Source organism: Achromobacter sp. RTa (genome assembly GCF_000757485.1).
Classification (GTDB): Bacteria; Pseudomonadota; Gammaproteobacteria; order Burkholderiales; family Burkholderiaceae_B; genus Achromobacter.
On record NZ_JPYO01000041.1, the window covers coordinates 374168 to 398785 of the forward strand.

General features: G+C 67.7%; 22 protein-coding genes. 18 read left to right on the plus strand and 4 right to left on the minus strand.

The window, feature by feature from the left end; translation table 11 throughout:
- Positions 1-13: 13 nt before the first annotated feature.
- Complete coding sequence (locus JL37_RS17375) at positions 14-2185, plus strand: phosphocholine-specific phospholipase C (protein WP_043545668.1); 2172 nt, start codon at positions 14-16, stop codon at positions 2183-2185.
- On the opposite strand, the gene JL37_RS17380 is transcribed toward JL37_RS17375, so the two are convergent.
- Positions 2186-3088 carry a LysR family transcriptional regulator gene (locus JL37_RS17380; protein WP_043545670.1) on the minus strand — a complete coding sequence of 301 codons (903 nt, stop codon included), beginning with the start codon at positions 3086-3088 and terminating at the stop codon, positions 2186-2188.
- A 105-nt stretch (positions 3089-3193) separates the two neighbouring features.
- Here JL37_RS17380 and ggt point away from each other — a divergent pair, with 105 nt between their 5' ends.
- From ggt to JL37_RS17410, 6 genes are all read left to right on the plus strand, one after another.
- Positions 3194-4822, plus strand: coding sequence for a gamma-glutamyltransferase (ggt, locus tag JL37_RS17385; protein ID WP_043545671.1), 1629 nt, complete (start codon positions 3194-3196; stop codon positions 4820-4822).
- A gap of 59 nt (positions 4823-4881) precedes the next feature.
- Complete coding sequence (locus JL37_RS17390; protein ID WP_043545672.1) at positions 4882-6393, plus strand: ABC transporter substrate-binding protein; 1512 nt, start codon at positions 4882-4884, stop codon at positions 6391-6393.
- A 123-nt stretch (positions 6394-6516) separates the two neighbouring features.
- Complete coding sequence (locus JL37_RS17395) at positions 6517-7461, plus strand: ABC transporter permease (protein ID WP_043545674.1); 945 nt, start codon at positions 6517-6519, stop codon at positions 7459-7461.
- On the plus strand, positions 7458-8336 hold the full coding sequence (locus JL37_RS17400; protein ID WP_043545675.1) for an ABC transporter permease: 879 nt from the start codon (positions 7458-7460) through the stop codon (positions 8334-8336). Before JL37_RS17395 ends, JL37_RS17400 begins: the two co-directional genes overlap by 4 nt.
- A gap of 14 nt (positions 8337-8350) precedes the next feature.
- Positions 8351-10210, plus strand: a complete 1860-nt coding sequence (locus JL37_RS17405) for a dipeptide ABC transporter ATP-binding protein (RefSeq protein ID WP_156124331.1) — start codon at positions 8351-8353, stop codon at positions 10208-10210.
- A 355-nt stretch (positions 10211-10565) separates the two neighbouring features.
- Positions 10566-11378: an alpha/beta fold hydrolase gene (locus JL37_RS17410; RefSeq protein WP_043545677.1), complete on the plus strand. Its 813-nt coding sequence runs from the start codon at positions 10566-10568 to the stop codon at positions 11376-11378.
- Positions 11379-11411: 33 nt separating this feature from the next.
- On the opposite strand, the gene JL37_RS17415 is transcribed toward JL37_RS17410, so the two are convergent.
- Positions 11412-12053 (minus strand): LysE family translocator, encoded by a 642-nt coding sequence (locus tag JL37_RS17415; RefSeq protein ID WP_043545678.1) that lies wholly within the window; start codon positions 12051-12053, stop codon positions 11412-11414.
- 137 nt (positions 12054-12190) lie between these two features.
- On the opposite strand from JL37_RS17415, the gene JL37_RS17420 reads away from it, so the two are divergent.
- The 4 genes from JL37_RS17420 to JL37_RS17435 all read left to right on the plus strand — a co-directional run bounded on the left by JL37_RS17420 (position 12191) and on the right by JL37_RS17435 (position 15635).
- Complete coding sequence (locus JL37_RS17420) at positions 12191-12727, plus strand: YaeQ family protein (protein WP_043545680.1); 537 nt, start codon at positions 12191-12193, stop codon at positions 12725-12727.
- A gap of 81 nt (positions 12728-12808) precedes the next feature.
- A complete protein-coding gene (locus JL37_RS17425) occupies positions 12809-13405 on the plus strand; it encodes a TetR/AcrR family transcriptional regulator (protein ID WP_043545683.1) in 597 nt (198 codons plus the stop codon).
- Between the two features lie 118 nt (positions 13406-13523).
- Complete coding sequence (locus JL37_RS17430; RefSeq protein WP_043545687.1) at positions 13524-14222, plus strand: SDR family oxidoreductase; 699 nt, start codon at positions 13524-13526, stop codon at positions 14220-14222.
- A 12-nt stretch (positions 14223-14234) separates the two neighbouring features.
- Positions 14235-15635, plus strand: coding sequence for a DHA2 family efflux MFS transporter permease subunit (locus JL37_RS17435; RefSeq protein ID WP_043545689.1), 1401 nt, complete (start codon positions 14235-14237; stop codon positions 15633-15635).
- A gap of 5 nt (positions 15636-15640) precedes the next feature.
- Here JL37_RS17435 and JL37_RS17440 read toward each other — a convergent pair whose 3' ends face one another.
- Positions 15641-16768 (minus strand): hypothetical protein, encoded by a 1128-nt coding sequence (locus tag JL37_RS17440; RefSeq protein WP_043545854.1) that lies wholly within the window; start codon positions 16766-16768, stop codon positions 15641-15643.
- Positions 16761-17402 carry a hypothetical protein gene (locus tag JL37_RS17445; RefSeq protein WP_043545691.1) on the minus strand — a complete coding sequence of 214 codons (642 nt, stop codon included), beginning with the start codon at positions 17400-17402 and terminating at the stop codon, positions 16761-16763. The genes JL37_RS17440 and JL37_RS17445 overlap by 8 nt, the downstream gene beginning before the upstream one ends.
- Before the next feature lie 177 nt (positions 17403-17579).
- Between JL37_RS17445 and JL37_RS17450 the strand changes: the two genes are divergently transcribed.
- The 7 genes from JL37_RS17450 (at position 17580) to JL37_RS17480 (ending at position 24617) form a co-directional block, all read left to right on the plus strand.
- Entirely contained in the window at positions 17580-19223 is a 1644-nt protein-coding gene (locus JL37_RS17450; protein ID WP_231570370.1) for a diguanylate cyclase, read from the plus strand.
- A gap of 62 nt (positions 19224-19285) precedes the next feature.
- Positions 19286-20083: a GntR family transcriptional regulator gene (locus tag JL37_RS17455; protein WP_043545692.1), complete on the plus strand. Its 798-nt coding sequence runs from the start codon at positions 19286-19288 to the stop codon at positions 20081-20083.
- A gap of 18 nt (positions 20084-20101) precedes the next feature.
- The gene (locus JL37_RS17460; RefSeq protein WP_043545693.1) at positions 20102-21307 is read left to right on the plus strand and encodes an ABC transporter substrate-binding protein; all 1206 of its coding nucleotides are present in this window, start codon (positions 20102-20104) and stop codon (positions 21305-21307) included.
- Positions 21308-21315: 8 nt separating this feature from the next.
- Positions 21316-22188 carry a branched-chain amino acid ABC transporter permease gene (locus JL37_RS17465; RefSeq protein WP_043545694.1) on the plus strand — a complete coding sequence of 291 codons (873 nt, stop codon included), beginning with the start codon at positions 21316-21318 and terminating at the stop codon, positions 22186-22188.
- Between the two features lie 2 nt (positions 22189-22190).
- Positions 22191-23162, plus strand: a complete 972-nt coding sequence (locus tag JL37_RS17470) for a branched-chain amino acid ABC transporter permease (protein ID WP_043545695.1) — start codon at positions 22191-22193, stop codon at positions 23160-23162.
- Positions 23155-23910, plus strand: a complete 756-nt coding sequence (locus JL37_RS17475) for an ABC transporter ATP-binding protein (protein WP_043545696.1) — start codon at positions 23155-23157, stop codon at positions 23908-23910. Before JL37_RS17470 ends, JL37_RS17475 begins: the two co-directional genes overlap by 8 nt.
- On the plus strand, positions 23907-24617 hold the full coding sequence (locus JL37_RS17480; RefSeq protein WP_043545697.1) for an ABC transporter ATP-binding protein: 711 nt from the start codon (positions 23907-23909) through the stop codon (positions 24615-24617). Before JL37_RS17475 ends, JL37_RS17480 begins: the two co-directional genes overlap by 4 nt.
- The last annotated feature ends 1 nt before the right edge of the window (position 24618 follow it).

Below are 24618 nucleotides of genomic sequence, written 5' to 3' on the forward strand. Positions count from 1 at the left end.
AGGAATAGAATCCGTGACGTCCGATAAAGACCAGGTCCACGCCGGCAAGCGCCGGTTCCTGCGCAACGCCGCCGCCTCGACCGCGGGGCTGACCGCGCTGTCGATGTTCCCGCCCGCCATCCGCCGCGCGCTGGCCATACCGGCCAACAACCGCACGGGCACCATCAACGATGTCGAGCACGTGGTGATCCTGATGCAGGAAAACCGCTCCTTCGACATGTACTTCGGCACGTTCAAGGGCGTGCGCGGTTTCGGCGACCGCATCACCATCCCGCTGCCCGACCAGCGCTCGGTCTGGGAGCAGAGTAATGGCACGCGAGTGGTGATGCCCTATCACCTGGACAGCACCCAGGGCAACGCCCAGCGCGTAGCCGGCACGCCGCACGACTACATGGACGCGCAGATGGCATGGGACGGCGGCCGCATGGACCAGTGGCCGCGCTACAAGCAGAACCAGTCCATGGGCTATTACCGCCAGAAAGAGGTGGAGTTCCAGTTCGCCCTGGCCGAAGCCTTCACGCTGTGCGACGCCTACCATTGCTCCACGCACGGCGGCACCAACACCAACCGCCTGTTCCACTGGACCGGCACCAACGATCCGCTGGCGCAGGGCAACGGCCCGTCCACGCGCAACCAATGGGATAGCCTGGGCGCTTCGTCCACCGGCTGGACCTGGAAGACGTATCCCGAGCGCCTGCAGGAAGCGGGCGTAAGCTGGAAGGTCTACCAGAATCTGCCCGAGAACTTCGGCGACAACCCGCTGGCCGGGTTCCGCCAATACCGCCGCGCCAACGAGCTGGCGGGCAACGGCGCCAACGGCTCTCCGTATCCGGCCTGGACGCCGGCGATGGACGCGGCCAATCCGCTGTACAAGGGCACGGCCAACACCATGCCCGACGGCGGCTTCCTGCAGTCGCTGCGCGAGGACGTGATGAACGGCGCCTTGCCGCAGGTGTCGTGGATCGTGGCGCCCGCCACCTATTCCGAGCATCCCGGCCCGTCCAGCCCCATCCAGGGCGCCTGGTACATCCAGGAAACGCTGGACGCCCTGACCGCCAATCCGGAGGTCTGGAGCAAGACCGTGCTGCTCATCAACTTCGATGAGAACGACGGCTATTTCGACCACGTGCCGCCGCCCGCCGCGCCTTCGCTGAACCCGGACGGCTCGATGGCAGGCGCCTCCACCGTGAACACCGACCTGGAGCGCCACACGCGCCCCTCCGCCCAGGACGCCGCCGACAACCGCGTCTACGGCCCCGGTCCGCGCGTGCCGATGTACGTGGTGTCGCCATGGAGCCGCGGCGGCTGGGTCAATTCCCAGGCTTTCGACCACACCTCGGTGCTGCGCTTCCTGGAAACGCGCTTCGGCGTGGCCGAGGACAACATCAGCCCCTGGCGCCGCGCCGTGCTGGGCGACCTGACTTCGGCCTTCAACTTCGCCACGCCCAACGATGAAAAGCTGCCCGACCTGAACCTGCTGACCCGCGCGGGCGCCGACCAGGTGCGCGCCGACCAGCAGGCGCTGACCGCCGTGCCGCTGCCGGACCCGTCCACCCAGGCCCGCCCGGTGCAGGAGAAGGGCGTGCGCTACTCCCGCGCCTTGCCTTACGAGCTGCACACCAGCGGCCGCGCCCAGCCCGGCACGGGCGCCATGCGCCTGATCTGCGCCAACACGGGCGCCGCCGCGGCGGTCTTCCATGTGTATGACCGCCTGCACCTGGACCGCTTGCCGCGCCGCTACACGGTGGAGTCCAACAAGCAGCTGGAAGGCAGCTGGGACGCCGCGGCCGATGGCGGTAAGTACGACTTGTGGGTGCTGGGCCCCAACGGCTACCACCGGCACTTCGCGGGCGACCTGGCGCTGGCGCGCACAGCGGGCCTGGATGCCGAGATCCGCGTCTGCTACGACGTCGCCAACGGCGACATCTACGTCAGCTTCGTCAATGGCGGCCAGGCGCCTTGCACCTTCGTGGTCGCGCCCAACGCCTATTACGCCAACCACGAGCGCTGGACGTTCACGGTGCCGGCGGGCGGGCAGGTCGAGCAGCATTGGGCCCTGGCGGGCAGCGGCGGCTGGTACGACTTCACCGCGACCCTGCAGGAAGACCCCGCCTACCAGCGCCGTTTCGCCGGCCGGGTGGAAACCGGCAAGGCCTCGGTGACGGACCCCGCGATGGCGCTGTAACTACGCGGCAGTCTGCGCGTCGCGCCCCTGGAAGGCAGCGGCGCAGGCCGCGCAGATTGCCGCCGTAATGCCCTGGCGGGCGTGTTCGCGCCGCTCCAGCATGCCGATGGAGCGCGCGAGCGGCCCCAGGTCCGGCGGCAGCCGGAGGATCCGCAGTTCGGGGCTCTGCTGCCAGTTGGAACCATGGATCAGGGGCAGCAGGGTCACGCCCACTTCCTGGCGCACCAGCTCCACCAGCGTTTCGATCGCGTTGAGTTCCAGGAATTCGTCCAGCGGCACCGCCAGGCGGCGCAGCAGGCGGTCGATCTGCAGGCCGGTGCGCTGGGTGCGGTCGAAACGCAGGAAGGGATTGGCCGCCAGCACCTGGCGCGCATCCTCGCCCGGCGCGGACCGCGGCGCAATGACCACCAGCTCTTCTTCATATAGCGCTGTCCAGCGGGTGCTGGCCATTTTGCGGCCGGCCTCCACCAGGAAGGCCGCGTCCAGTTCGCCGTCCTCTACCTTGCCCGCCAGCTCGCTGGCCTTGCCGGACAGGATGCGCACGTCCAGCCTGGGATGGCGCTTCTTCATGCCCGACACCACCTTGGACAGGGCGCCCATGCACGACACGATACTGCCCACCGATACCGAGCCCGCCAGCTCGCCCGGGACGGTGCGCGGCAGCCTCATGCGGTCGTAGAGATCCAGCAAGTGCTTGATTTCGGGTAGCAATTCCCGGCCGGCTGCGTTAAGAATGGCAAGACGGCCGCTGCGGTCGAACAGTTCCCGGCCCAGCTCCGCCTCCAGCGCCCGCATCTGGAAGCTGACGGCCGCCTGGGTCAGGGCCACCTGCTCGGCGGCTTCCGAGAACGAGCCATGGTGGGCGACGGCCAGGAAAGTGCGCAGGAAACGGATCGTACTCATAAAAAAATCTTTTATGACGGAACAAAAAATCAAATTGATTTAATTAGAGCACAAGAGTACTTTCGCCTGGGCCTATGAACACTAACCCGTTATGAGACTAGCGACATGAAATCCTTCGACTGGGGCAACCCGTATCCTTCCGTCCGCATTCCGCTGTTCGCCCGCAACGTGGTGTCCACGTCGCATCCGCTGGCGGCCCAGGCGGGATTGCGCATGCTGCTCAAGGGCGGCAACGCCGTGGACGCCGCCATCGCCGCGGCCGCCACGATCGTCCTGGTCGAACCGGTTTCCTGCGGCCTGGGCGGCGACTGCTTCGCCATCGTCTGGGACGGCAAGGAACTGCACGGACTGAATTCGTCCGGCGTGGCGCCGGCCGCCTGGAACGTCGAGTACTTCAAGCGCAAGTACGGCGTGGGCCCCAATGGCCTGGCCATCCAGCCCAAGCGCGGCTGGGATGCGGTGACGGTGCCGGGCGTGGTGGCCGGCTGGGCCGCGCTGCACGAAAAACTGGGCAAGCTGCCGTTCGAGCAGCTGTTCGAGCCCGCCATCGAGATCGCCGAGCGCGGCTACGCCGTGCCGCCCGTGGTGGCGCACAAGTGGGCCGCCGCCGCGGACGAGCTGCGTTCGCAGCCCGGCTATGCACAGGCCTTCCTGCCCGAGGGCCGCGCGCCCAAGGTGGGCGAGCATTTCCGCTTCCCGGACGCCGCCAACACGCTGCGCCGCATCGCCGAATCCAAGGGCCGCGACTTCTACGAAGGCGAGCTGGCCGAGCGCATCGCCGCCTTCAGCAAGGAGTGCGGCGGCGCGATGACGCTGGAAGACCTGCGCGGCTACCGCCCGGAATGGGTCAAGCCGATCTCCAAGTCGTACCGCGGCTACGAGCTGCACGAGATCCCCCCGAACGGGCAGGGCATCGCCGCGCTGATCGCGCTGGGCATCGTCGAACGTTTCGACATGGCCGACATGCCGGTGGATTCGGTGCAATCGCAACACGTCCAGATCGAGGCCATGAAGCTGGCCTTCGCCGACCTGTACAAGTACGTGGCCGATCCGCGCTCGATGCAGGTCACGCCCGAGCAGATGCTGTCGGATGCCTACCTGGACAGCCGCGCCAAGCTGATCCGCCTGGACCGCGCCACCCACTTCGAGGCCGGCCGCCCGCACGCCGGCGGCACCATCTACCTGACCGCCGCCGACGAGAACGGCATGATGATCTCGTTCATCCAGTCCAACTACATGGGCTTCGGCTCGGGCGTGGTCGTGCCGGGCACCGGCATCAGCATGCAGAACCGCGGCGTGGGCTTTTCGATGGACCCGCAGTCGGCCAACGTGGTCGAAGGCGGCAAGCGCCCGTTCCACACCATCATCCCCGGCTTCCTGACCCAGGGCGGCAAGCCGGTCATGAGCTTCGGCGTGATGGGCGGCGACATGCAGCCCCAAGGCCACATGCAGACCGTGATCCGCATGATCGACTACCACCAGAATCCGCAGGCTGCCTGCTGCGCGCCGCGCTGGAAGGTCAACCGCGATTTCACGCTGGACATCGAGACCAATATGAAGGCTTCCACCATTGCGGGCCTGAAAGACCTCGGGCATGCTTTGAAGTCCGTCGACGATCCCTACATGGATTTCGGGGCAGGCCAGTTCATCTGGCGCATGTCCGAAAGCGACAACGAGCTGGGTTACGTCGCCGCCAGCGATAGCCGGCGCGATGGCCAGGCCGTGGGGTTCTGATAAGCCCCCACGCTGCGGCAAAATATGTACGCACTGCAACCACAAGGGGAATAAACACAATGAAACGCTTGACCTTGACCTTCGGCGCCAGCCTGCTGGCCCTGGCCGCCGGCGCGGCGTCCGCCCAGAACATGCGGATCGGTCTGCAGGAAGATCCCGACGTCCTGGACCCGCACCGGGCGCGCACCTACGTGGGCCGCATCGTCTTCACGTCGCTGTGCGACAAGCTGATCGATATCGACCCCAAGCTGCACTTCGTGCCGCAGTTGGCCACGTCGTGGTCGTTCAGCCCCGACAACAAGGTGCTGACCTTCAAGCTGCGCGAGGACGCGCTGTTCCACGACGGCACGAAGTTCGACGCGGCGGCCGCCAAGGCCAACCTGGAACGCGCCATGACCCTGCCGGACAGCCTGCGCAAGGGCGAGCTGGCCTCGGTGGAGAAGGTCGAGGCGCCGGACGCCGCCACGCTGGTGCTGACGCTGAAGAAGCCGGACGCCACCTTGCTGGCCCAGCTCTCCGACCGCGCCGGCATGATGCTGTCGCCCAAGACCTTTACCGACGACGTGGCGGCCGTGGGGCGCAAGCCCATCTGCTCCGGGCCGTACAAGTTCGTCGAGCGCATCCAGAACGACCGCATCGTGCTGGAGAAATTCGACAAGTACTACGGCGCGGCGGACTACGCCTTCAAGCGCGTCACCTTCCTGCCGATCCCGGACACCACCGTGCGCCTGTCCAACCTGCGCGCGGGCGACCTGGACATGCTGGAACGCCTGAATCCCTCCGACGTGCCGCAGGTCAAGAGCGACGCCAGCCTGACGTTCGCGCCCGTGGCCGGCCTGGGCTTCCAGCAGTTCATGTTCAACGTGGCCAACGGTAAGCGCGCCGAGGACAACCCGTTCAAGAACAAGCTGGTGCGCCAGGCCTTCCAGTACGCCATCGACCGCAACGCCATCAGCGAAGTGGCCGGCGGCGGCATCTTCGACCCGGCCCAGCAGCCGTTCCCGCCCGCCAGCCCCTACCACAGCGACAAGTTCCCGCCGACCAAGCGCGACGTGGCCAAGGCCCGCGCGCTGCTCAAGCAGGCGGGCTTCGACCGGGTGAAGGCCGAGGTCATGTTCGGCAACAACACCACCACCTCGTCGATCGCCGAGATCGTCCAGGCCATGGCGTCCGAGGCGGGTTTCGACCTGTCGCTGCGGCCCACGGAGTACGCGGCGCTGCAGAAGGAATCGGCCGGCGGCAATTTCCAGGTCGTGATGCTGGGATGGTCGGGCCGGGTGGATCCGGACGGCAATATCCACGCTTTTGTCACCTGCAAGGGCGCGCTGAACGACGGCCACTATTGCAACCCGGAGGTCGACAAGCTGCTGAACGAGGCGCGCACCGTGCCCGATGAAGCCAAGCGCCGCGCCATCTACGACCAGGCGCAGACCATCCTGCAGGACGAGCTGCCCGGGGTGTATAACTATTACCAGCCCTGGCCCTTCGCGCTGGCCAAGAAGGTGAAGGGCTTCACGCCCTATCCGGACGGCATGATCCGGCTGAAAGGCATGACATTCGCGCAGAAGTGACCACGGGGCGGCTGTTTCCGGCCGCCTCAGCCGGACGCGCCTTGCGCGTCCGGTTATTCTTTGCGGCGGCCGCATCGTTAGTCCGGCTGGCGCCGCCCGCCGCTCCTGTTTCACGGTTTCCATATGCTTAAACTCATCTTGCGCCGCGTGATCGTCGCGATACCGACATTGATACTGGTGTCGATGATCGTCTTCATGCTGCAGAAAATCCTGCCGGGCGATCCGGTGCTGACCCTGGCCGGCGAAGAGCGCGATCCGGCCGTCCTCGACTACCTGCGCGACAAATACCGGCTGAACGATCCGCTGCCCGTCCAATACGCCGCATGGGCCGGGCAGGTCCTGCAGGGCGACCTGGGCAAGTCGCTGCGCACCGACGTGCCCGTCACCACGCTGATCGGCCAGAAGCTGCCGGTCACGCTGCAACTGGCCGCCATGGCCATGTTCTTCGCGCTGCTGATAGGCATCCCCATGGGCATCGTCGCCGCGGTGCGCAAGGGCAAGCCCGTCGAAATGGGAGCGAACATCGCCGCCTTGTCGGGTATGTCGATTCCCAACTTCTGGCTGGGCATCATCCTGATCATGGTGGTCTCGGTGCAGTGGAGGCTGTTGCCGGCGTCGGGCTATGTGTCGCCGTCCGAGGATTTCTGGCTGTCGATCAAGACCATGCTGATGCCGTCCCTGGTGCTGTCCACGGCAATCGCGGCCTACCTGATGCGGCATACCCGTTCCGCCATGCTGGAGGCCCTGTCCGCCGACTACGTGCGCACCGCGCGGGCCAAGGGCGTGTCGCCGCGCAAAGTGGTGCTGCGCCATGCCTTGCGCAACGCGCTGATGCCCATCGTCACGCTGGTGACCTTGCTGTTCGGCGAGCTGTTGGCGGGCGCCGTGCTGACCGAGCAGGTCTTCACGATCCCGGGGTTCGGCAAGCTGGTGGTCGACGCCGTCTTCACGCGCGACTACGCGGTGGTGCAGGGCGTGGTGCTCTGCGTCGCGGTGGGCTTCATCGTGATGAACCTGCTGGCCGACATCCTGTACATCCTGGTCAATCCCCGCCTGAGGCATTCATGAGCGCACTTCCCGCAACGGCCGCGGCCGTCACGCCGCCCCGCAGCCGCAATCGCGCCTGGGCGAAATTCAAACGCAACCGCATCGCCATGCTGGGCCTGGGGATCGTTCTGCTGTTCGTGCTGCTGGCCGTGCTGGCGCCGCTGATCGCCAGCCACGATCCGTTCCAGACCAGCTTCACCACGATCCGCAAGGCGCCGTCGGCCTCGTATTGGCTGGGCACGGACGAACTGGGGCGCGACATTTTCAGCCGCATGGTCTACGGCGCCCGCGCGTCTCTGATGGCGGGCCTGGTGTCCGTCCTGATCGCCCTGGTGGTGGGGGTGCCGTTCGGCCTGGCCGCCGGCTATTTCGGCGGCTGGACCGACAGCATCATCTCGCGCGCCACCGAGGCGTTGCTGGCGATTCCCTTCCTGATCCTGGCCATCGCGCTGGCCGCCTTCCTGGGCCCCAGCCTGACCAATGCCATGATCGCCATCGGCGTGTCCGCCGCGCCCAAGTTCATCCGCCTGACGCGGGGGCAGGTGCTGGCGGTCAAGAACGAGGACTACGTGCAGAGCGCCCGCGCCCTGGGCGCATCCGATCTGCGCATCATCGGCAGGCATGTGTTCCCGAACGTCATGCCGCCGCTGATCGTGCAGGCCACCATCACGATCGCGACGGCCATCATCGCCGAGGCCAGCCTGTCGTTCCTGGGCCTTGGGCTGCAGCCGCCGAATCCGTCGTGGGGCTCGATGCTGAACACCGCCAAGAACTTCATGACCCAGGCTCCCTGGATGTCGATCTTCCCCGGATCGGCCATTTTCCTTGCGGTGCTGGGCTTCAATCTGCTGGGCGACGGCCTGCGCGACGCGCTCGATCCGCGTCAGGACAAGTAATCGATATGGCAACAATGGATCCCAAACGCGTCGTCCAGGTCAATGACCTGACCGTGCGCTTCAAGACCCCCGAGCGCACCGTGGAAGCGGTGCGCGGCGTCTCCTTCCACGTCGACCGCGGCGAAACGCTGGCCATCGTGGGCGAGTCCGGATCAGGAAAGTCCGTAACCTCCCTGGCGCTGATGCGCCTGGTGGAATACGGCGGCGGCAGGATCGTCAACGGCGGCATGCAGCTGCGCCGGCGCAACGGCGAGGTCCTGGACCTGCTCAATGCCCCGGACTCCCTGCTGCAACGCGTGCGCGGCGCGGACGTGGCGATGATCTTCCAGGAGCCGATGACCTCGCTGAACCCCAGCTTCACGGCCGGCAACCAGATCGCCGAGGCCCTGCAGCTGCACCAGGGGCTGGACGCGGCCGCGGCGCGCGCCGAGACGCTGCGCATGCTGGAGCGGGTGCGCATTCCCGAGGCCCGCGCCATCCTGGACCGCTATCCGCACCAGCTGTCGGGCGGCATGCGCCAGCGCGTCATGATCGCGATGGCGCTGTCGTGCAAGCCGCAGCTGCTGATCGCCGACGAGCCGACCACGGCCCTGGACGTCACCATCCAGGCCCAGATCCTGCAGCTGATCCGCCAGCTCCAGGAAGAGATGGACATGGGCGTGATCTTCATCACGCACGATATGGGCGTGGTGGCCGAAGTGGCCGACCGCGTGCTGGTCATGTACCGCGGCGACAAGGTGGAAGAGGGCGGTTCGGACGAAGTTTTCGCCCGCCCTCGCCACGCCTATACGCGGGCCTTGCTGTCGGCCGTGCCGCGCCTGGGCGCCATGCAGGGCACCGACCAGCCGGCGCCGTTCCCGCTGCTGCGCGTGGACGAGGCGGCCGCGCAGCTGCATGCCGAAGCGCCTGCTGCTGCGGCGGCGTCCACGGTGCGCCGCGAGAACGGGCCCGTGCTGAAGGTGCGCGACCTCACCACCAGCTTCGACATCACCGGCGGCATCCTGGGCCGCGTGCAGAAACGCGTGCACGCGGTGGAGAAGGTCAGCTTCGACCTCTATCCGGGAGAGACCCTGTCGCTGGTGGGCGAGTCGGGCTGCGGCAAGACGACCACCGGCCGTTCGCTGCTGCAGTTGGTCAAGAGCAAGAGCGGCACGATCGAATTCGACGGCAAGAACATCGGCGCGCTGCGCGGCAGCGCCATGCAGACGCTGCGCCGCCACATCCAGTTCATTTTCCAGGATCCGTTCGCCTCGCTGGATCCGCGCATGACGGTCGGCTATTCCATCATGGAGCCGCTGCTGATCCACGGCGTGGCGCGCGGCAAGGCGGCGCAGGACAGGGTCCGCTGGCTGATGGACAAGTGCGGGCTGCTGCCCGAAATGATCGACCGCTATCCGCACGAATTCTCGGGCGGCCAGCGCCAGCGCATCTGCATCGCGCGGGCCCTGGCGCTGAACCCCAAGGTCGTGATCGCGGACGAGTCCGTGTCGGCGCTGGACGTGTCGATCCAGGCGCAGATCGTGAACCTGCTGCTGGACCTGCAGCGGGAACTGGGGGTGTCGTTCCTCTTCATTTCGCACGACATGGCGGTGGTCGAGCGCGTGAGCCACCGGGTGGCGGTGATGTACCTGGGCCAGATCGTCGAGATCGGGCCGCGCCGGGCAATCTTCGAAAACCCCCAGCACCCCTACACGAAGAAGCTGATGGCGGCGGTGCCCATCGCCGATCCGCAACGCCGCCATCGCGAGCGCTCGCTGCTGGTGGACGAAATCCCCAGCCCGGTGCGCAAGGTGGGCGACGACCCGCTGGTCCAGCCCCTGGTGGCCGTTGGCGACGGCCATTTCGTGGCGCGGCACGCCATCGGGGTGTATTGAGCGTTGTGGCTGGTGTCTGACACCCGGGAGAGATTTTTTCGATTCGTGGGTTCATCTCGTGGGGGTGTCAGACACGAGCACCTCGGTGTCTGACACCCCTACGAGATTCCATTCAAACTTGAAACGCTTTCCCCGGGTGTCAGACACAGGCACCCGGGAGAGATTTTTTCGATCCGTGGGTTATCTCGTGGGGGTGTCAGACACGAGCACCTCGGTGTCTGACACCCCTACGAGATCCCATTCAAATCTGAAACGCTTTCCCCGGGTGTCAGACACAGACACCCACCAGCCAAACGCTCCCCCGGCACCTGTGAGACACTCTGCGACGATCGGAACCCGACCACGCGGAGACCTTATGAACTCTTCCCTCAAGGTAGTTTCAGGCGGCGCCACGCTGGCCGTCGAAATCGTTGGAAGCGGCCCGGCCGTGGTTTTTCTTCATGCGAATGTCTGCGACAAACGCATGTGGCGCCCGCAATTGGACGCTGTTGGCGCGCACTGCCGCGCCATTGCCTATGACCGCCGCGGTTTTGGGGGCACGGCTTCGGCGGCGGAGGACTACTCCGCCGTCGCGGACCTGGTTGCGGTGCTCGATGCGACGGCTGGCGCGGCGCCGGCCATTCTTGTCGGATGCTCGCAAGGGGCGAATATCGCATTGGGCGCCAGCCTGATGCATCCGTCGCGAGTGCGCGGCCTTGTGCTGATCGCGCCGACCGTCGCCGGCGCGCCCGAGGCCGTCTACTCTTCCGATCTGGCAGAGATGGTCGCGCAGCAGAAGCAGGCGGAGGTAGCGGGAGACCTGGACCGCCTGAACGATATAAAGGCGCGTCTCTTCCTGGACGGCCCGCTGGCGCCGGAAGGGCGGGTAGAGGGAGACGCCCGGCGCCTGTTTCTGGATATGAACGCCATTGCGCTGCGTGCTGCGCCAGGAGGAGCCAATCGCGACAACTGGCCGATTTTCAGCCGCCTGGACGAGATTGCGGCGCCATCCCTGGTCATCTGGGGAACGCTGGACTTTCCGCATATCCAGGAACGCGGCCGCGCCGTGGCCGCGATGCTGCCCGACGCGCAGGGGAGGGAGCTGCCGGGCACCGCTCATTTGCCGAGCCTTGAACAGCCCGAGGCGGTAACGGGGTGGATTTTGGATCTGGTCCGCCGCTGCCCGTGATTTTCTGGCGACCGCGGTGCGTGGCCCGAACCCTTAGCGCTTTTCCAGCGCCAGCTTCAACCCGAACGCGATGAAGACGGCGCCCGTCATGCGGTCCAGTCCGCGCATGACGGCGGGCCGTGACAGCCAGCGCGCCAGCGGGCGCGTCGCCGCCACCAGCAGCGCGAACCACAGCACGCCCAGCAGGGCGTGGATCGCGGCCAGCAGCAGGCTGAAGCGCAGCACGTCCGCGCCCGCCGGAATGAACTGGGGCAGGAAGGTGATGTAGAAGATGCCGACCTTGGGATTGAGCACGTTGGTCAGGCAGCCTCGGATGAACCAGCCGGCGGGGCCGGCCGCGGCCGGCGCGCGCGGCGCTTGCATGCCGGCGGCGGACTGCCCACCCTTCAGGCTGCCCCACAGCAGCTTCACCCCCAGGTAGAACAGGTACAGCGCCGCGCAGATGCGCAGCGTGTCGTAGGCCAGGGTGGACACCAGCAGCAGGGAGCCCAGCCCGAACGCGGCGATGGCGCCCCACACCAGGCAACCGGCGCAGATGCCCAGGCCGGCCATGAACGCTCGCCTGCCGCCCTCGACGGCGGCGGTGCGCAGCACGAGGGCGCTATCCATGCCCGGCGTGATGGTCAGGATGGCGGCGGCCAGGGTGAAGGCGAGCAGGGCGGCGGTGGCGGTCATGGGTGCGCAGGGCGGGAAATCCGGGCGGGCGGCCAGTGTAGCGCCGGCGCGATTGCGCGCAAACCCGCTGGGCAGGGGCCCGGCAGGCGGTATCATGGCGGCCTTCAATCATCAGCTTCATTCAACGGATTCTCGCCATGGCCCTGCGCGCCACCATCTACAAGGCCGAACTCAACGTCGCCGACACCGATCGCCACTATTACGGCAGCCATTCGCTGACGGTGGCCCGTCACCCCTCGGAAACCGATGAGCGCATGATGGTCCGCCTGGTGGCTTTCGCCCTGCATGCGCAGGAGGAACTGGCCTTCACCAAGGGGCTGAGCGACACCGACGAGCCGGACCTGTGGGCCAAGGACCTGACGGGCGCGGTCCAGCTGTGGATCGAAGTCGGCCAGCCCGAAGAGCGCCGCATCCTGCGCGCCTGCGGCCGCGCCGAGGAAGTCATCATTTATTGCTACGGCGGTTCCGCCAGCAGGATCTGGTGGGACGGCGTGAAGAACAAGCTCGAGCGCACCCGCAACCTCAAGGTCGTCAACCTGCCTTCGGAGCAGACCAAGGCCCTGGCCGGGCTGGCCGAGCGGACCATGCAGCTGAACGCCAATATTTCCGATGGGGTGGTGTATTTCTCGGCGGACAAGGGCGAAGTCAGCATCGAACCGGAAGTCTGGCGTTAGGGCCCGTCCCCGCTAAAAAACAGTTGCGCGCCTAGCTGCGGGCTTTTAATATGATGACCATCATATTTTGGGCCAGAGGCCATGAACCTTCCCGCCACCCGCAAGGAGCTATCCCACGAACGCATCGTGGACGCCGCCGCGCGCGCGATCCGGCGCGAAGGTTGCGCGGGGGTGGGGGTGGCCGAGGTCATGAAAGAAGCCGGGCTGACCCATGGCGGCTTCTATGCGCATTTCCCCTCGCGCGACGCGCTGCTCGCGGTCGCGATGGAGCGGGCGGGCCGCGACGGCGCGGACCGCCTGTCGCAAGGCATGGCGCAGCGGCGCGCCGAAGGCGCGAGCCCGCTGCGCGCCTGGGTCGATACCTACCTGAGCGAGGCGCACCTGGGCGGTTGCGAACGCGGCTGCCCGGTAGCGGCGCTGGCCTCGGAGATTCCGCGCCAGTCGGCCGACGTGCGCGAGGCCGGGGCCGTCCGGGTGCAGCGGCTGCTCGATGGCGTCCGCCAGGTGCTGCCGGCCACGGCGGGCGAGCACGCGGCGGCAGCGGTGACGAGCACCTTGGTGGGCGCCCTGCAACTGGCCCGCGCGCTGGGCGACAACGCTCAAGGTCGGAAGGTGCTGGCATCCGCGCGCAAGGCGATCCTGGACCAGTACGACCACGAAGGGCCGTCCGCCCGCTGATAATTTTCCAGGGCCGCATTGCGCGGCCTTTTTGTCCGCCACAAATATGATGATCATCATATTTGTGGTTTGTAGAGCAACCCAATCTCCGCGGCGCTGCCGCAACGAGGAACCCATCATGGAACTCAGGAACGCCGTCGTATTCATCACCGGAGCCAATCGCGGCCTGGGCTTGGCCTTCGCGCGCGAGGCGCTTGAGCGCGGCGCGCGCAAGGTCTACGCGGCAGCGCGCGATCCGTCGGCCGTGCGGCTGGCGGGCGTGGAGCCCATCAAACTCGACGTGACACGCCCGGACGAAGTGGCCGCCGCCGCGGCGCACGCCCGCGACGTGACAGTACTGATCAATAACGCGGGCATCGCCGCGACCGGGGGCTTCCTGGCGCCCGGCAGCGCGGACTCGGCCCGCCGTCACCTGGAGACCAACCTGATCGGCCCGCTGTTGACGGCGCAGGCCTTCGCGCCGGTGCTCGCGGCCAATGGCGGAGGCGCGCTGCTGAACGTGCTGTCGATCGCCAGCTGGATCAACCGTCCGCTGCTGGGCGTGTACGGCATGAGCAAGTCGGCGGCCTGGGCCCTGACCAACGGCCTGCGTCACGAACTGAGGGAGCAGGGCACCCAGGTGCTGGGCCTGCATATGGGGTTCGTCGATACGGACTTGACCCGCGGCATCGACGCGCCCAAGGCCACCCCGCAGGCCATCGTGCGCCTGGCGCTGGACGGGCTGGAGGCAGGCGCCGAAGAGGTGCTGGCCGATGAAGCGACCCTCCAGGTCAAGCAAGGACTGTCCGCCAGTCCCTCCATCTACCTGCAAGCCTGAGGGGCGTCCGCCATGCATGCTCCCGCCACTCCAGCCGCATCAACCGCCGCGCCCGCGGCCTCTCCCTGGCCCGTGTTCTGGGTCGCCAGCATCGCCGTGTTCCTGGTGTCGCTGGACAGCACCATGCTGTACGCCGCCTTCGGAGCCCTGCGCGCGGGCTTTCCCGAAGCGTCGGCCGCGGACATGTCCTGGGTGCTCAATGCCTACACGGTGGTCTTCGCCGCCATGCTGATTCCGTCAGGCGGCCTGGCCGACACGCACGGCCGCAAGCGCATGTTCATGGGCGGCGTGGTGCTGTTCCTGGCGGCGTCGGCGGCCTGCGGCCTGGCCGGCAGCGAAGGCTGGCTGATCGCCGCGCGCGTGCTGCAGGCTGTCGGGGCCGCGCTGCTGACGCCGGCGTCGCTGTCCATCGTCCTGGCCGCCTTCCCGGCGTCGCAACGCGCCGTGGCGGTCAGCCTGTGGGGCGCGGTGGGTGGACTGGCCGCGGCCGTGGGGCCCAGCCTGGGCGCCTTCGTCGTGGACGTCGCGGGCTGGCCCTGGGCCTTCTACATCAACCTGCCGCTGGGCGCGCTGTCGCTGTGGTTCGGCGCCGGCCTGCTCAAGGAATCCGTGAAGCCTGATGCCCGGCGCCGGGTGGACGGCGTGGGCATGGCGCTGCTGATCGTCGGGGTGGGCGCGCTGGCGCTGGCCATCGTGCAGTCCGAATCGCCCGCATGGGCGCGGAGCGAGCTGATCGTGGCCGCCGCCATCGGGATCGTGTCCCTTGTTGCGTTCGTCCTATGGGCGCGGGCAACGCCGCATCCGCTGGTGGACCTGGCGTTGTTCCGCCACCGCACCTACCGATACGTGAACCTGGCCACGCTCAGCTTCGGCATTGCGTTCGCGATGATGTTCTTCGCCTTTTTCTTCTACATGACGGGCGTGTGGCACTACAGCCTGCCGCGCGCGGGGCTGGCCGTGACGCCCGGCCCGCTGCTGGTCATGCCCACGGCGATCCTGACCGGAAGGCTGGCGGCGCGGCTGGGCCATCGGCCCTTCCTGGTGGGCGGGTCGCTGGTCTACGCGGCCAGCGGGCTGTGGTTCCTGCTGGTGCCCGGCGCCGAGCCGGCCTATCTGAGCCAGTGGCTGCCGGGGCTGATGCTGAGCGGCATCGGGGTGGGCATGGTGCTGCCGTCCTTGTCGGGCGCGGCCGTGAACCGCCTGCCGGCGCAGCACTACGCCGTGGGCAGCGCGGTCAACCAGGCCACGCGGCAGATCGGCGGGGTGCTGGGCGTGGCGGTCACGGTGCTGTTGCTGGGGCAGGGGGTGGCGCGCCATGATGATTTCTCGCCGATCTACGCGGGACACGTGGGCCTGGCCCTGCTGACCGCCTTGCTATGCCTGGCCGTGGATACGCGGCCGAGGGCGGCCTGAGCGCCTCAGCCGCAGGCGTCGGCGGCCAGGTTCGCGGGGTCCGAGCAGGCCTGCCAGCGCGCCTGGTCCATCGCCGGCACCAGCAGCATCCGGCTCACCGGATCCTGGTACCAGAAGATCCGGCCCGGCTTGTCATGCATGGCCTGCCAGACCTTTTCCTGGGCCTCGGCATCGAGCAGCGCGCGGCCCTGCGGATCCGTCACGCCCTGGGCCAGTATGGTCTGTGTCCCGGGGTTCCAGGATTGCATGTCGGCGTCGTCCACCGGCACGTCATCGGCGACGCGCACGATGCGCCATTCGTTTCCGGGAACCTCGGTGGCCAGGCGGGACAGCCGCTCCCGTTCGAGCACGTAAAGGGAGTCGCGGTTGGGCGGCGGCTCGGCGTAGGGGTAGGGGATGTTGCCGTTCCCCGGCGGCGCATACGGGGAGTACAGATAGAGATAGCGTTGCCCCGGCCGGCCCTGGCCGTCGTAGGCCTGGACCGACACGGCGCGGCCTTCGACGTTGGCGTCTATCACGCGCAGCAGGCGGCCCGCGGCGTCGCGCAGGAAATGGCGGCTCGCCGCAGGGGTTCGGGCGTTGTCGCAAGGGCCTTCGATCAACGCCGTCAGCGCGCCTTGCGCGTCGCGTTTCAGGCAGGTCTGGTGGACGGCCGAGTAGACCGCGGGCTTCCGGTAGGCCGTCTGCTCGTATTCGATCACGCGCGCAAGCCTCCCTTCGGCGTCGTACTCGAACGAGAAGCCGCCCATCAGGAAAGGCGCGCCCGCGCTGCCGCCGCGCCGCGGGACGTCATAGCGCAGCGCGCGGCATAGCCGGCCGTCCGTGTCGAAATAGAGGCGGGTGGGGGCGGCGGACTCGCCGCCGTCCTGCCGGTAGGCGGACCAGTCGACCTTGTCCATCCAGGTTTGCGGCAGCGGATCGCCGCTTTCGGCCATCCAGACCGGGGCACGGCGCGTCGCGACGCGTTCGCCGTTGCGGCCCAGCAGCACGCGCTCGTCGGCCAGGTCGACCGATACGGGCATCGCGGCCAGCGCAGGCGGCGCCGTGAAGTCCGCGTCGGCCGGCCCGCAGGCGGCCCACGCCGGGGCGCCGTGCAGCACGGCGGCCAGCGCCAGCGTCAATGGCCTAAGCATGTTGCAGCGCATCCATGAACCTCACCAGCTCCCAGAACTCCTTGGACACGCCGCCCAGGCGCAGCTTGCCATCGCGGTCTTCGAACAGCAGGAAGGGATAGGCGTCGCGCTCCAGGATGCCGGTTTCAGGCAGCCGGTAGGGCTTGAAGACATCTGGGTTGTTGAAATAGGGCTCCAGCCGGCCTCCGCCGTCCACATGCATGTAGCGCACGCGCAGCGTGTCCTTGCCGTAAGCGGCCTGTGTTTCCGGGTAGACGCCGCCGTCTCCCGCCACCACCGCGTCCGACAAGACGGCCAGGAAGATGCGCGGGATGCCCACGAAATGGATTTCCCCGCTGGTCGTGCCGCCGGGAGCCTTGGCGAGCTCCCTGGCCAACTGGGTCGCGCGCGAGCCGGGCACCAGAGTCCTGGCGAACAGGCTGTCCACGTCGGCGCTACCGGGGTCGGGCGACTGGCGCAAACGCTCCAGGTCCTGCTTGAAATCGCTCAGCCACTGGCGGTAGCGCTGATTTTCCGCCTGGCGGTCGAAACCCTGGGCGCCGGCGGCGGCGCCGTGCAGGGTCAGGAGCGCCGTCAGCGCGAGCAGCCAGAGCGGCCGGAACCAGGAAGGGAGAGTGTGGATTGGAAGCCGCATAGGGGGACGATCATATCGTCCAAAACAATGCCATTTTGGTGCGTAACGTGACAAAATGTCATCCGCGACTGCTAGCATGACTGCGTTGATGAACCCGTGTTGATCAGGTCCGAAATGCCCGCTACAGGTGATTTTCCTTCCGCACCTGCACTTGCGTCCGCCGAGGGCGCGGGCCGCATGCAGGCTGAGCCGGACGGCCCCCTGGACAAGCTGGCCCGCCTTGCCCGGCGGCAGTTCGGGGTGGACATGGTGCTGGTGGCCTGCAGCGACGCCGACGGGGTCTGGCAGGCCAGGGCGGGGTCGCCGCCGGCGGCCTTCGCATCTCTTCCCTTTTCCGCCGAATGCCCGCTGCGCGCCAGCGACGGCCGGCAGCTGGGCACCTTCCGGCTGCTGCACGGGCAGCCGCGCGATTTCAGCGCAGAAGACCGCCGCGCACTGGAGGACTTCGCCGGGCTGGCGGCTGCTGCGGTGGAAAAGCGCCGGGCGCTGGCGGCCGAACGGGCGGCCGAGGACAGCTGGCGCGACGAAGCCCGCAACCTGTCGATGGCGATCGCCGGCAGCGGCACCGGCGTCTGGGACCGCAACGTCGTCACCGGCGAAATCACCTATTCCACCGGCTGGAAGGCGCTGCTGGGCTACGGCGAATTCGATATCTCCAACCGCATCGAAGACGCGTACAAGCGCCTGCACCCCGACGACGCCGAATACGTGCGCTCGGCCATGCAGGCGCACTTCGAAGGCAAGACCGAAAGCTACGAGGTCGAACACCGGATCCTTTGCAAGGACGGCAGCTACAAATGGATCTGCAGCCGCGGCAAGGTGGTGAGCCGCGACGCAGAGGGCAGGGCGCTGCGCATGATGGGCACCACGACGGACATCAGCGCCATGCGCGCGATGTCGGAACGGCTGCAGCGCACGGCGGACTTGCTGGTCAACCTGACGGACGCGGTGCCCGGCATGGTTTTCCAGTGCGGGCAGGCGGCCGAGGGCGGCTCGCGGTTCCTCTACGTCAGCGCGGGCATCTGGGACATGTTCGAACTGACGCCGGAAGATGTCCGGGACAGCGCTGCGGCGATCGAGCAACGGGTCCACCCCGACGACCTCGCCAGCTACCACACCTCGCTGCAGGCTGCCGCAGCGGCCCAGACGCCCTGGCACCTGGAGTTCCGCGTCTGCCTGCCTGGGCAGGGCCTGCGCTGGCGCCAGGGCGACGCCAGCCCGCGCACGGGGCCCGACGGCTCGGTGGTCTGGCACGGCTTCGTGACCGACATCACGGACCGCAAGCGCGCCGATTTCGAACTGCACGAACTGGCGGCCACCGACGCCCTGACCACCTTGCCCAATCGCCGCCATTTCATGTCGCGCATCGCGGCGGAACTGGCTCGGATCAAGCGGCACGGCAGCGATTGCGCCGCGGTGCTGATGTGCGACCTGGACCATTTCAAGCACATCAACGACACCTGGGGGCACGCGATCGGCGACGGCGTGCTCCAGCATTTCGCCAATACGCTGCGCGCGCAGCTGCGCGCCGTCGACCTGGCCGGCCGCATCGGCGGCGAGGAATTTGCCGTCGTGCTGCCGGATACCGATATGGAGCGCGCGCACGCCTTCGCGATGCGGGTGCAGCAGCGCATTGCGGACACTCCGTTCTCCTCGGACGGACGCCGCATACCGCTGACGGTCAGCATCGGGATTTCCACCATGCACACGATGGACGCGGACGCCGAGCTGGCGCTCATCCGCAGCGACCGGGCGCTCTACAACGCCAAGCAGCTTGGCCGCAACCGCATCGAATCCGCGCCCTCAGTGTTTTCCCGATAGAACAACCGGCCGGCCTATTTGTTCCATTGACCGTACATTAGGACACCCCTAGAGTTCCCTGCATGGGAACCTCATTGCCGCTTCCGAAGTACCACCAGATCTACCTCGTCCTGCGCGAGCAGTTGCAGGAAGGGCGCTTCGATCAGGAGGGCGTGCCGGGAGAACACGCGCTGGCCGCGCAGTTCGACGTGGCCCGCATCACCATTCGCAAGGCGATGGAGATGCTGGTGGCCGACGGGCTGGTTTCGCGCCGCCCCGGGCTGGGCACCTGGCCCTTGCGCGCGGCCGCCGCGCCGGGCGGCCAGCCCAAGCCCAATCCGCAGCAGAAGGCGCACCTGACGGGCCTGCTGGAGAACATCGTCAACATGGGCCTGCGCACGTCCGTGCGCGTGCTGGATAGCGCGCTGGTGTCCGCGCCGCCTTTCGTCGCCGAGTCGCTGGACGTTCCGGTTGGCACGCCGGTGCACAAGAGCCTGCGCGTGCGCAGCACCGAGGCCGGGCCGCTGTCCCACATCACCACCTACGTGCCTCAGGCCGTCGCCGATTTCACGCGCGAGGATCTCGAACGCGAACCCCTGCTAATGCTGCTGGAAGCGGCGGGCGTGGAGTTTGGCGGCGCTACGCAGGCCATTTCGGCCCGGCTGGCCGACGCGCAGGTGGCGCGCCACCTCGACGTGTCCGTCGGGTCGGCGCTGCTGGCCGTGACGCGGATCGTGCGCGACGTGGACGACCGGCCGGTGCAGCTCCTGCAGGGCCTCTACCGGCCCGACCGCTATCAGTACCAATTGCAGCTGTCTCGCGTCGGCAGCATCGACGCCAAGGTCTGGGTCAGCGAAGAGCTGTCGGCCCAATTCCATTGAACCCTCCGGAGATCGTCCATGAATTCGCGCCGCACCTTTCTTTATCAATCCGCCGCCGCGGCCGCCCTGGTATCGGCTCCGTGGGTGGCCCGCTCCCAGGGCGCCAAGCCCGTGAAGGTCGGAGTCCTGCACCCAGTGACCGGGGCGCTCGCCTATTCGGGCCAGCAATGCCGCCTGGGCGCCTTGCTGGCGATAGAGGACATCAACAAGGCCGGCGGCATCAAGTCTCTGGGCGGGGCGCCATTGGAGGCAGTGCTGGGCGACGCGCAGTCGCGGCCCGAGGCGGGGTCGGCCGAAGTCGAGAAAATGAATGAAGCCGGCGTGTCGGCCATCGTGGGTGCCTATGCCTCGGCGATCTGCCTGGCCACGACCCAGACCGCGGCCAAGTACAACCTGCCGCACGTGGTGGACGTGGGCGTGGCCGACCAGATCGTCGAGCGCGGCTTGAAGAACACCTTCCGCTTCGGGCCGGGCTACCGCGCCTGTAGCGAACGCGCCATCACCGACCTCGCCGCGCTGAACGATGCGGCGGGCAAGCCGGCCAAGACGGTGATGATCGTGCACGAGGATTCCCTCTTCGGCACGGGCACGGCGGCGCTGCTGTCCAAGTCGCTGCCGCAGCACGGTTTCGAGGTGAAGGACGTGGTCAAGCACCCGAACCCCACCCGCGACTTCAACAACATCGTGCTGCGCATGAAGTCCCTCAACCCGGACATCGTGATCCCGGCCAACTACTACAACGAATACGCCTTGCTGCTGCGCGCCATGAAGCAGCAGAAGGTGCAGCCCAAGGCGATCTATTCGGTGCTAGGGGGCGCGGCCTCCAGCTACAAGTTCCTGAAGGAATTCCCCGACATCGCCAACGGCATCATCGACTGCAACCACTGGTTCAATCCCAAGGACGCGCGCGTGGCCCCGCTGAAGGCGCGCGTGGAGGAGAAGGGCGCCTATTTCAGCTACGAGGTGTTCATGACCTACACCTCAGTGCTGCTGCTGGCCGACGCGCTGGAACGAGCCAAGTCCGCCGACCGCGCCGCCATCATCGACGCGCTGGCGTCCAGCACGTTCTCGGACAGCATCATGCCCTATGGGCCGACCAAGTTCGTGAACGGCCAGAACACCGGCGCGCAGCCCTTGCTGACGCAGGTGATCGGCGGCGACATCAAGGTGGTCATCCCCGCGGACTACCGCCAGGCCGATCCCATCTTCCCGCTGAAGGCCTGAGCGCTGGCATGCTCGATCCCGCCATCCTCTTTTCTTCCGTGCTCAACGGCCTGACCACGGGCGCGGTATACGCGCTGATCGCCCTGGGGCTGACGCTGATCTACGGCGTGCTGCACATCATCAACTTCGCCCACGGGGCGGCGCTGATGGTGGCGCTGTACGCCGTGTACCTGTTGAAGGAGCGCCTGGGCATCGATCCCTACGCGGCGCTGCCGCTGGTGGTGGCGGGCATGTTCGTGCTGGGTTATGCCCTGCAGCGTTTCGTGATCAACCGCGCCAGCCACGGCAAGGACGAGAACATCCTGCTGGTGACCCTGGGGCTGGCCATCGTGCTGGAGAACCTGGCGCTGGTGTGGTTCAAGTCCGATACGCGCACCATCGACACCGCCTACACGCTGTCCACGTTGGAGATCGGTCCGGCCATGATCGCCTTGCCCAAGGTCATCGCATTCTTCGGCGCGCTGGCGGTGGCCGGCGTGCTGTTCTGGATCATCCGCGCCACGGACCTGGGGCGCGCCATCCGCGCGGTGGCCAAGGAAAAGCAGGGCGCCAGGCTGATGGGGATCGACGTGGAGAAGGTCTACGCGCTGTCGTTCGGCATTGGCATGGCCTGTCTGGGCGCCGCGGCGTGTTTCCTGCTGCCGGCGTACTACGTGAATCCGCAGGTGGGCGGCGGCTTCGTGCTGGTGGCGTTCACCATCGTGGTGCTGGGCGGCATGGGCAGCTTCGCGGGGGCGCTGGCCGGCGGCCTGCTGATCGGCGTGGTGGAGTCCATCGGAGGCCTGTTCCTGGGCGACTCGCTGGGCCAGATGGGCATATTCGCGATCTTCATCGCGGTGCTGCTGTTTCGCCCGCAGGGGCTGTTCGGGGCGAGGAGCTGAGCATGGGCAGGGATTTATTCGCGATTGCGCTGTTCGGCGCGGTGCTGGCGGCCATGGCCGCGCTGACGCAATCGGGCGTGACGCTGAACTTCGTGATGATGTCGCTGTACGCGGCCCTGCTGTCGCAAGCCTGGAACATTCTGGGCGGCTATGGCGGGCAATTGTCCTTCGGCCATGCGCTGTTCTTCGGCGTCGGCGCCTACGCCCAGGCGCTGGGGCAGCTGAACCTGGGACTGAATCCGTGGCTGGCCCTGCCCATGGCGATCGCGCTGGGCGCGCTGGTCGGTCTTGCGGTCGGCGGACTGACCTTCCGCTACGGGCTGAAGGGTTCGTACTTCGCGCTGGTGACGCTGGCGTTCGCCGAAGTGTTCCGCATCCTGGCGCTGTCGGCGACGTTCACGGGCGGCGGCGTCGGACTCATGGTGCCGCTGCACGAGGGCGTGGCCAATATGCAGTTCGGATCGCGCCGGGGCTACATCTATCTGTTGCTGGGCTTCGTGCTGCTAGCGCTCGCCGCTACCGCATGGTTGCGCCATTCGCGGTTCGGCGCCTATCTCCAGGCGGTGCGCGACAACGAGGACGCGGCGCGCGCCATCGGCGTGAATCCGCTGCGGGTCAAACTGGGCGGCATCGCGCTGTCGGCCGCCTTCATGAGCGCGGCGGGGGCCTTTTACGTGCAGGTGTTCCAGTACATCGACCCGGGCATCGCGTTCGGTCCGGCCGTTTCCGTCGAGGCGCTGGTGGGCGCCATCGTGGGCGGGCTGGGCACCTTGTGGGGGCCGGTGCTGGGGGCGGTGGTCCTGCACGGCCTGAGCGACGTCACCCGCAACCTGTTCGGCGAACTGCCGGGCATCAGCATGGTCATCTACGGCACGGTCCTGATCGTGATCGTCATGTTCATGCCCCGGGGCATCACCGGCTGCGGCCAATCCCTGGGCCGGCTTGTGCGGGTCAAGGAGCGCGCCCGTGCCTGAGATCCTGCTGCAAGCGCGCAATCTTTCCATCACCTTCGGCGGCCTGAAGGCGGTGCAGGACGTCACCCTGGACGTGCCCCGAGGCTCGCTGACCGCCCTGGTGGGCCCCAACGGCGCGGGCAAGACCACGCTGTTCGGCCTGCTGTCGGGCTTCCTCAAGCCGGGGGCGGGCTCGGTGCATTTCGCGGGCAGCGAAATAACCGGCCGCCCGCCGCACGAATCGGCCCGGCTGGGGCTCACCCGCACATTCCAGATCGTGCAGCCTTTCGGCGCGCAGACGGTGCGGCAGAACATCGCCGTGGGCGCGCACCTGCGCCTGGGCGGCCGGCGCGAGGCGTTGGAGGCGGCCGAGGCGGTCGCGGCGCGGGTCAACTTGCAATCCCAGCTGGACCGCCCGGCGGCCGATCTGACGGTGGCGGGGCGCAAGCGGCTCGAGCTGGCGCGCGCGCTGGCCACCCAGCCGCGGCTGCTGTTGCTGGACGAGGTGTTGGCGGGGCTGAACCCCAGCGAGATCGACGAGATGATTCCCGTGGTGAGGCAATTGGCGGACGACGGCGTCACGGTCCTGATGATCGAGCACGTGATGCGCGCGGTGATGAGCCTGGCCGAGCATGTGTGGGTGCTGGCGCAGGGCCGGCTCATCGCGTCGGGCTCGCCGGGCGAGGTCACCCGCGATCCGGCCGTGGTGGAGGCCTACCTGGGCCAGGGCGCGGCGGCCAGGCTGGCCGCGCAGGGAGCGCGGGCATGAGCAAATTGCTGGAAGTCACAGGCCTGCGAGCCGGCTACGGCCGCATGGAAGTGCTGCGCGGGGTGGACCTGCGGGTGGACGAAGGCGAGATCGTGGTGCTGCTGGGCAGCAACGGCGCGGGCAAGTCCACGCTGAACAATACGGTTTGCGGGCTGTGCCGGCCCTGGGGCGGTTCGGTGCGCTTCGACGGGCGCGACCTGACCGGCCGCCACTATCGCGAGGTGGTCCAGGCCGGGCTGATCCAGGTGCCCGAGGGGCGCCGCGTGTTTCCCAACCTGAGCGTGCGCGAGAACCTGGAGCTGGGTTCTTTCGCCCGTGGGCGCGAACGGCGGGCCGCCAACCTGGAAAAGGTGCTGTCCATCTTCCCGCGCCTGCGCGAGCGCCTGGCGCAACTGGCCGGCACCATGTCTGGCGGCGAGCAGCAGATGCTGGCCATCGGGCGCGGCCTGATGGCCGAACCGCGCCTGCTGATCCTGGACGAACCCTCGCTGGGCCTCTCTCCGCTGATGGTCGAGGAACTGTTCAGCCTGATCCAGCGGCTGCATGCGGACGGACTGGCGATCCTGCTGGTGGAGCAGAACGTGGGCCAGTCGCTGGAGACCGGGCAGCGGGCCTACGTATTGGAAAACGGGGCGGTGCGCTATAGCGGCGCCTGCCCGGAACTGTTGGCCAGCGACGACGTGCGCCGGGCCTATCTTGGGATGTAGC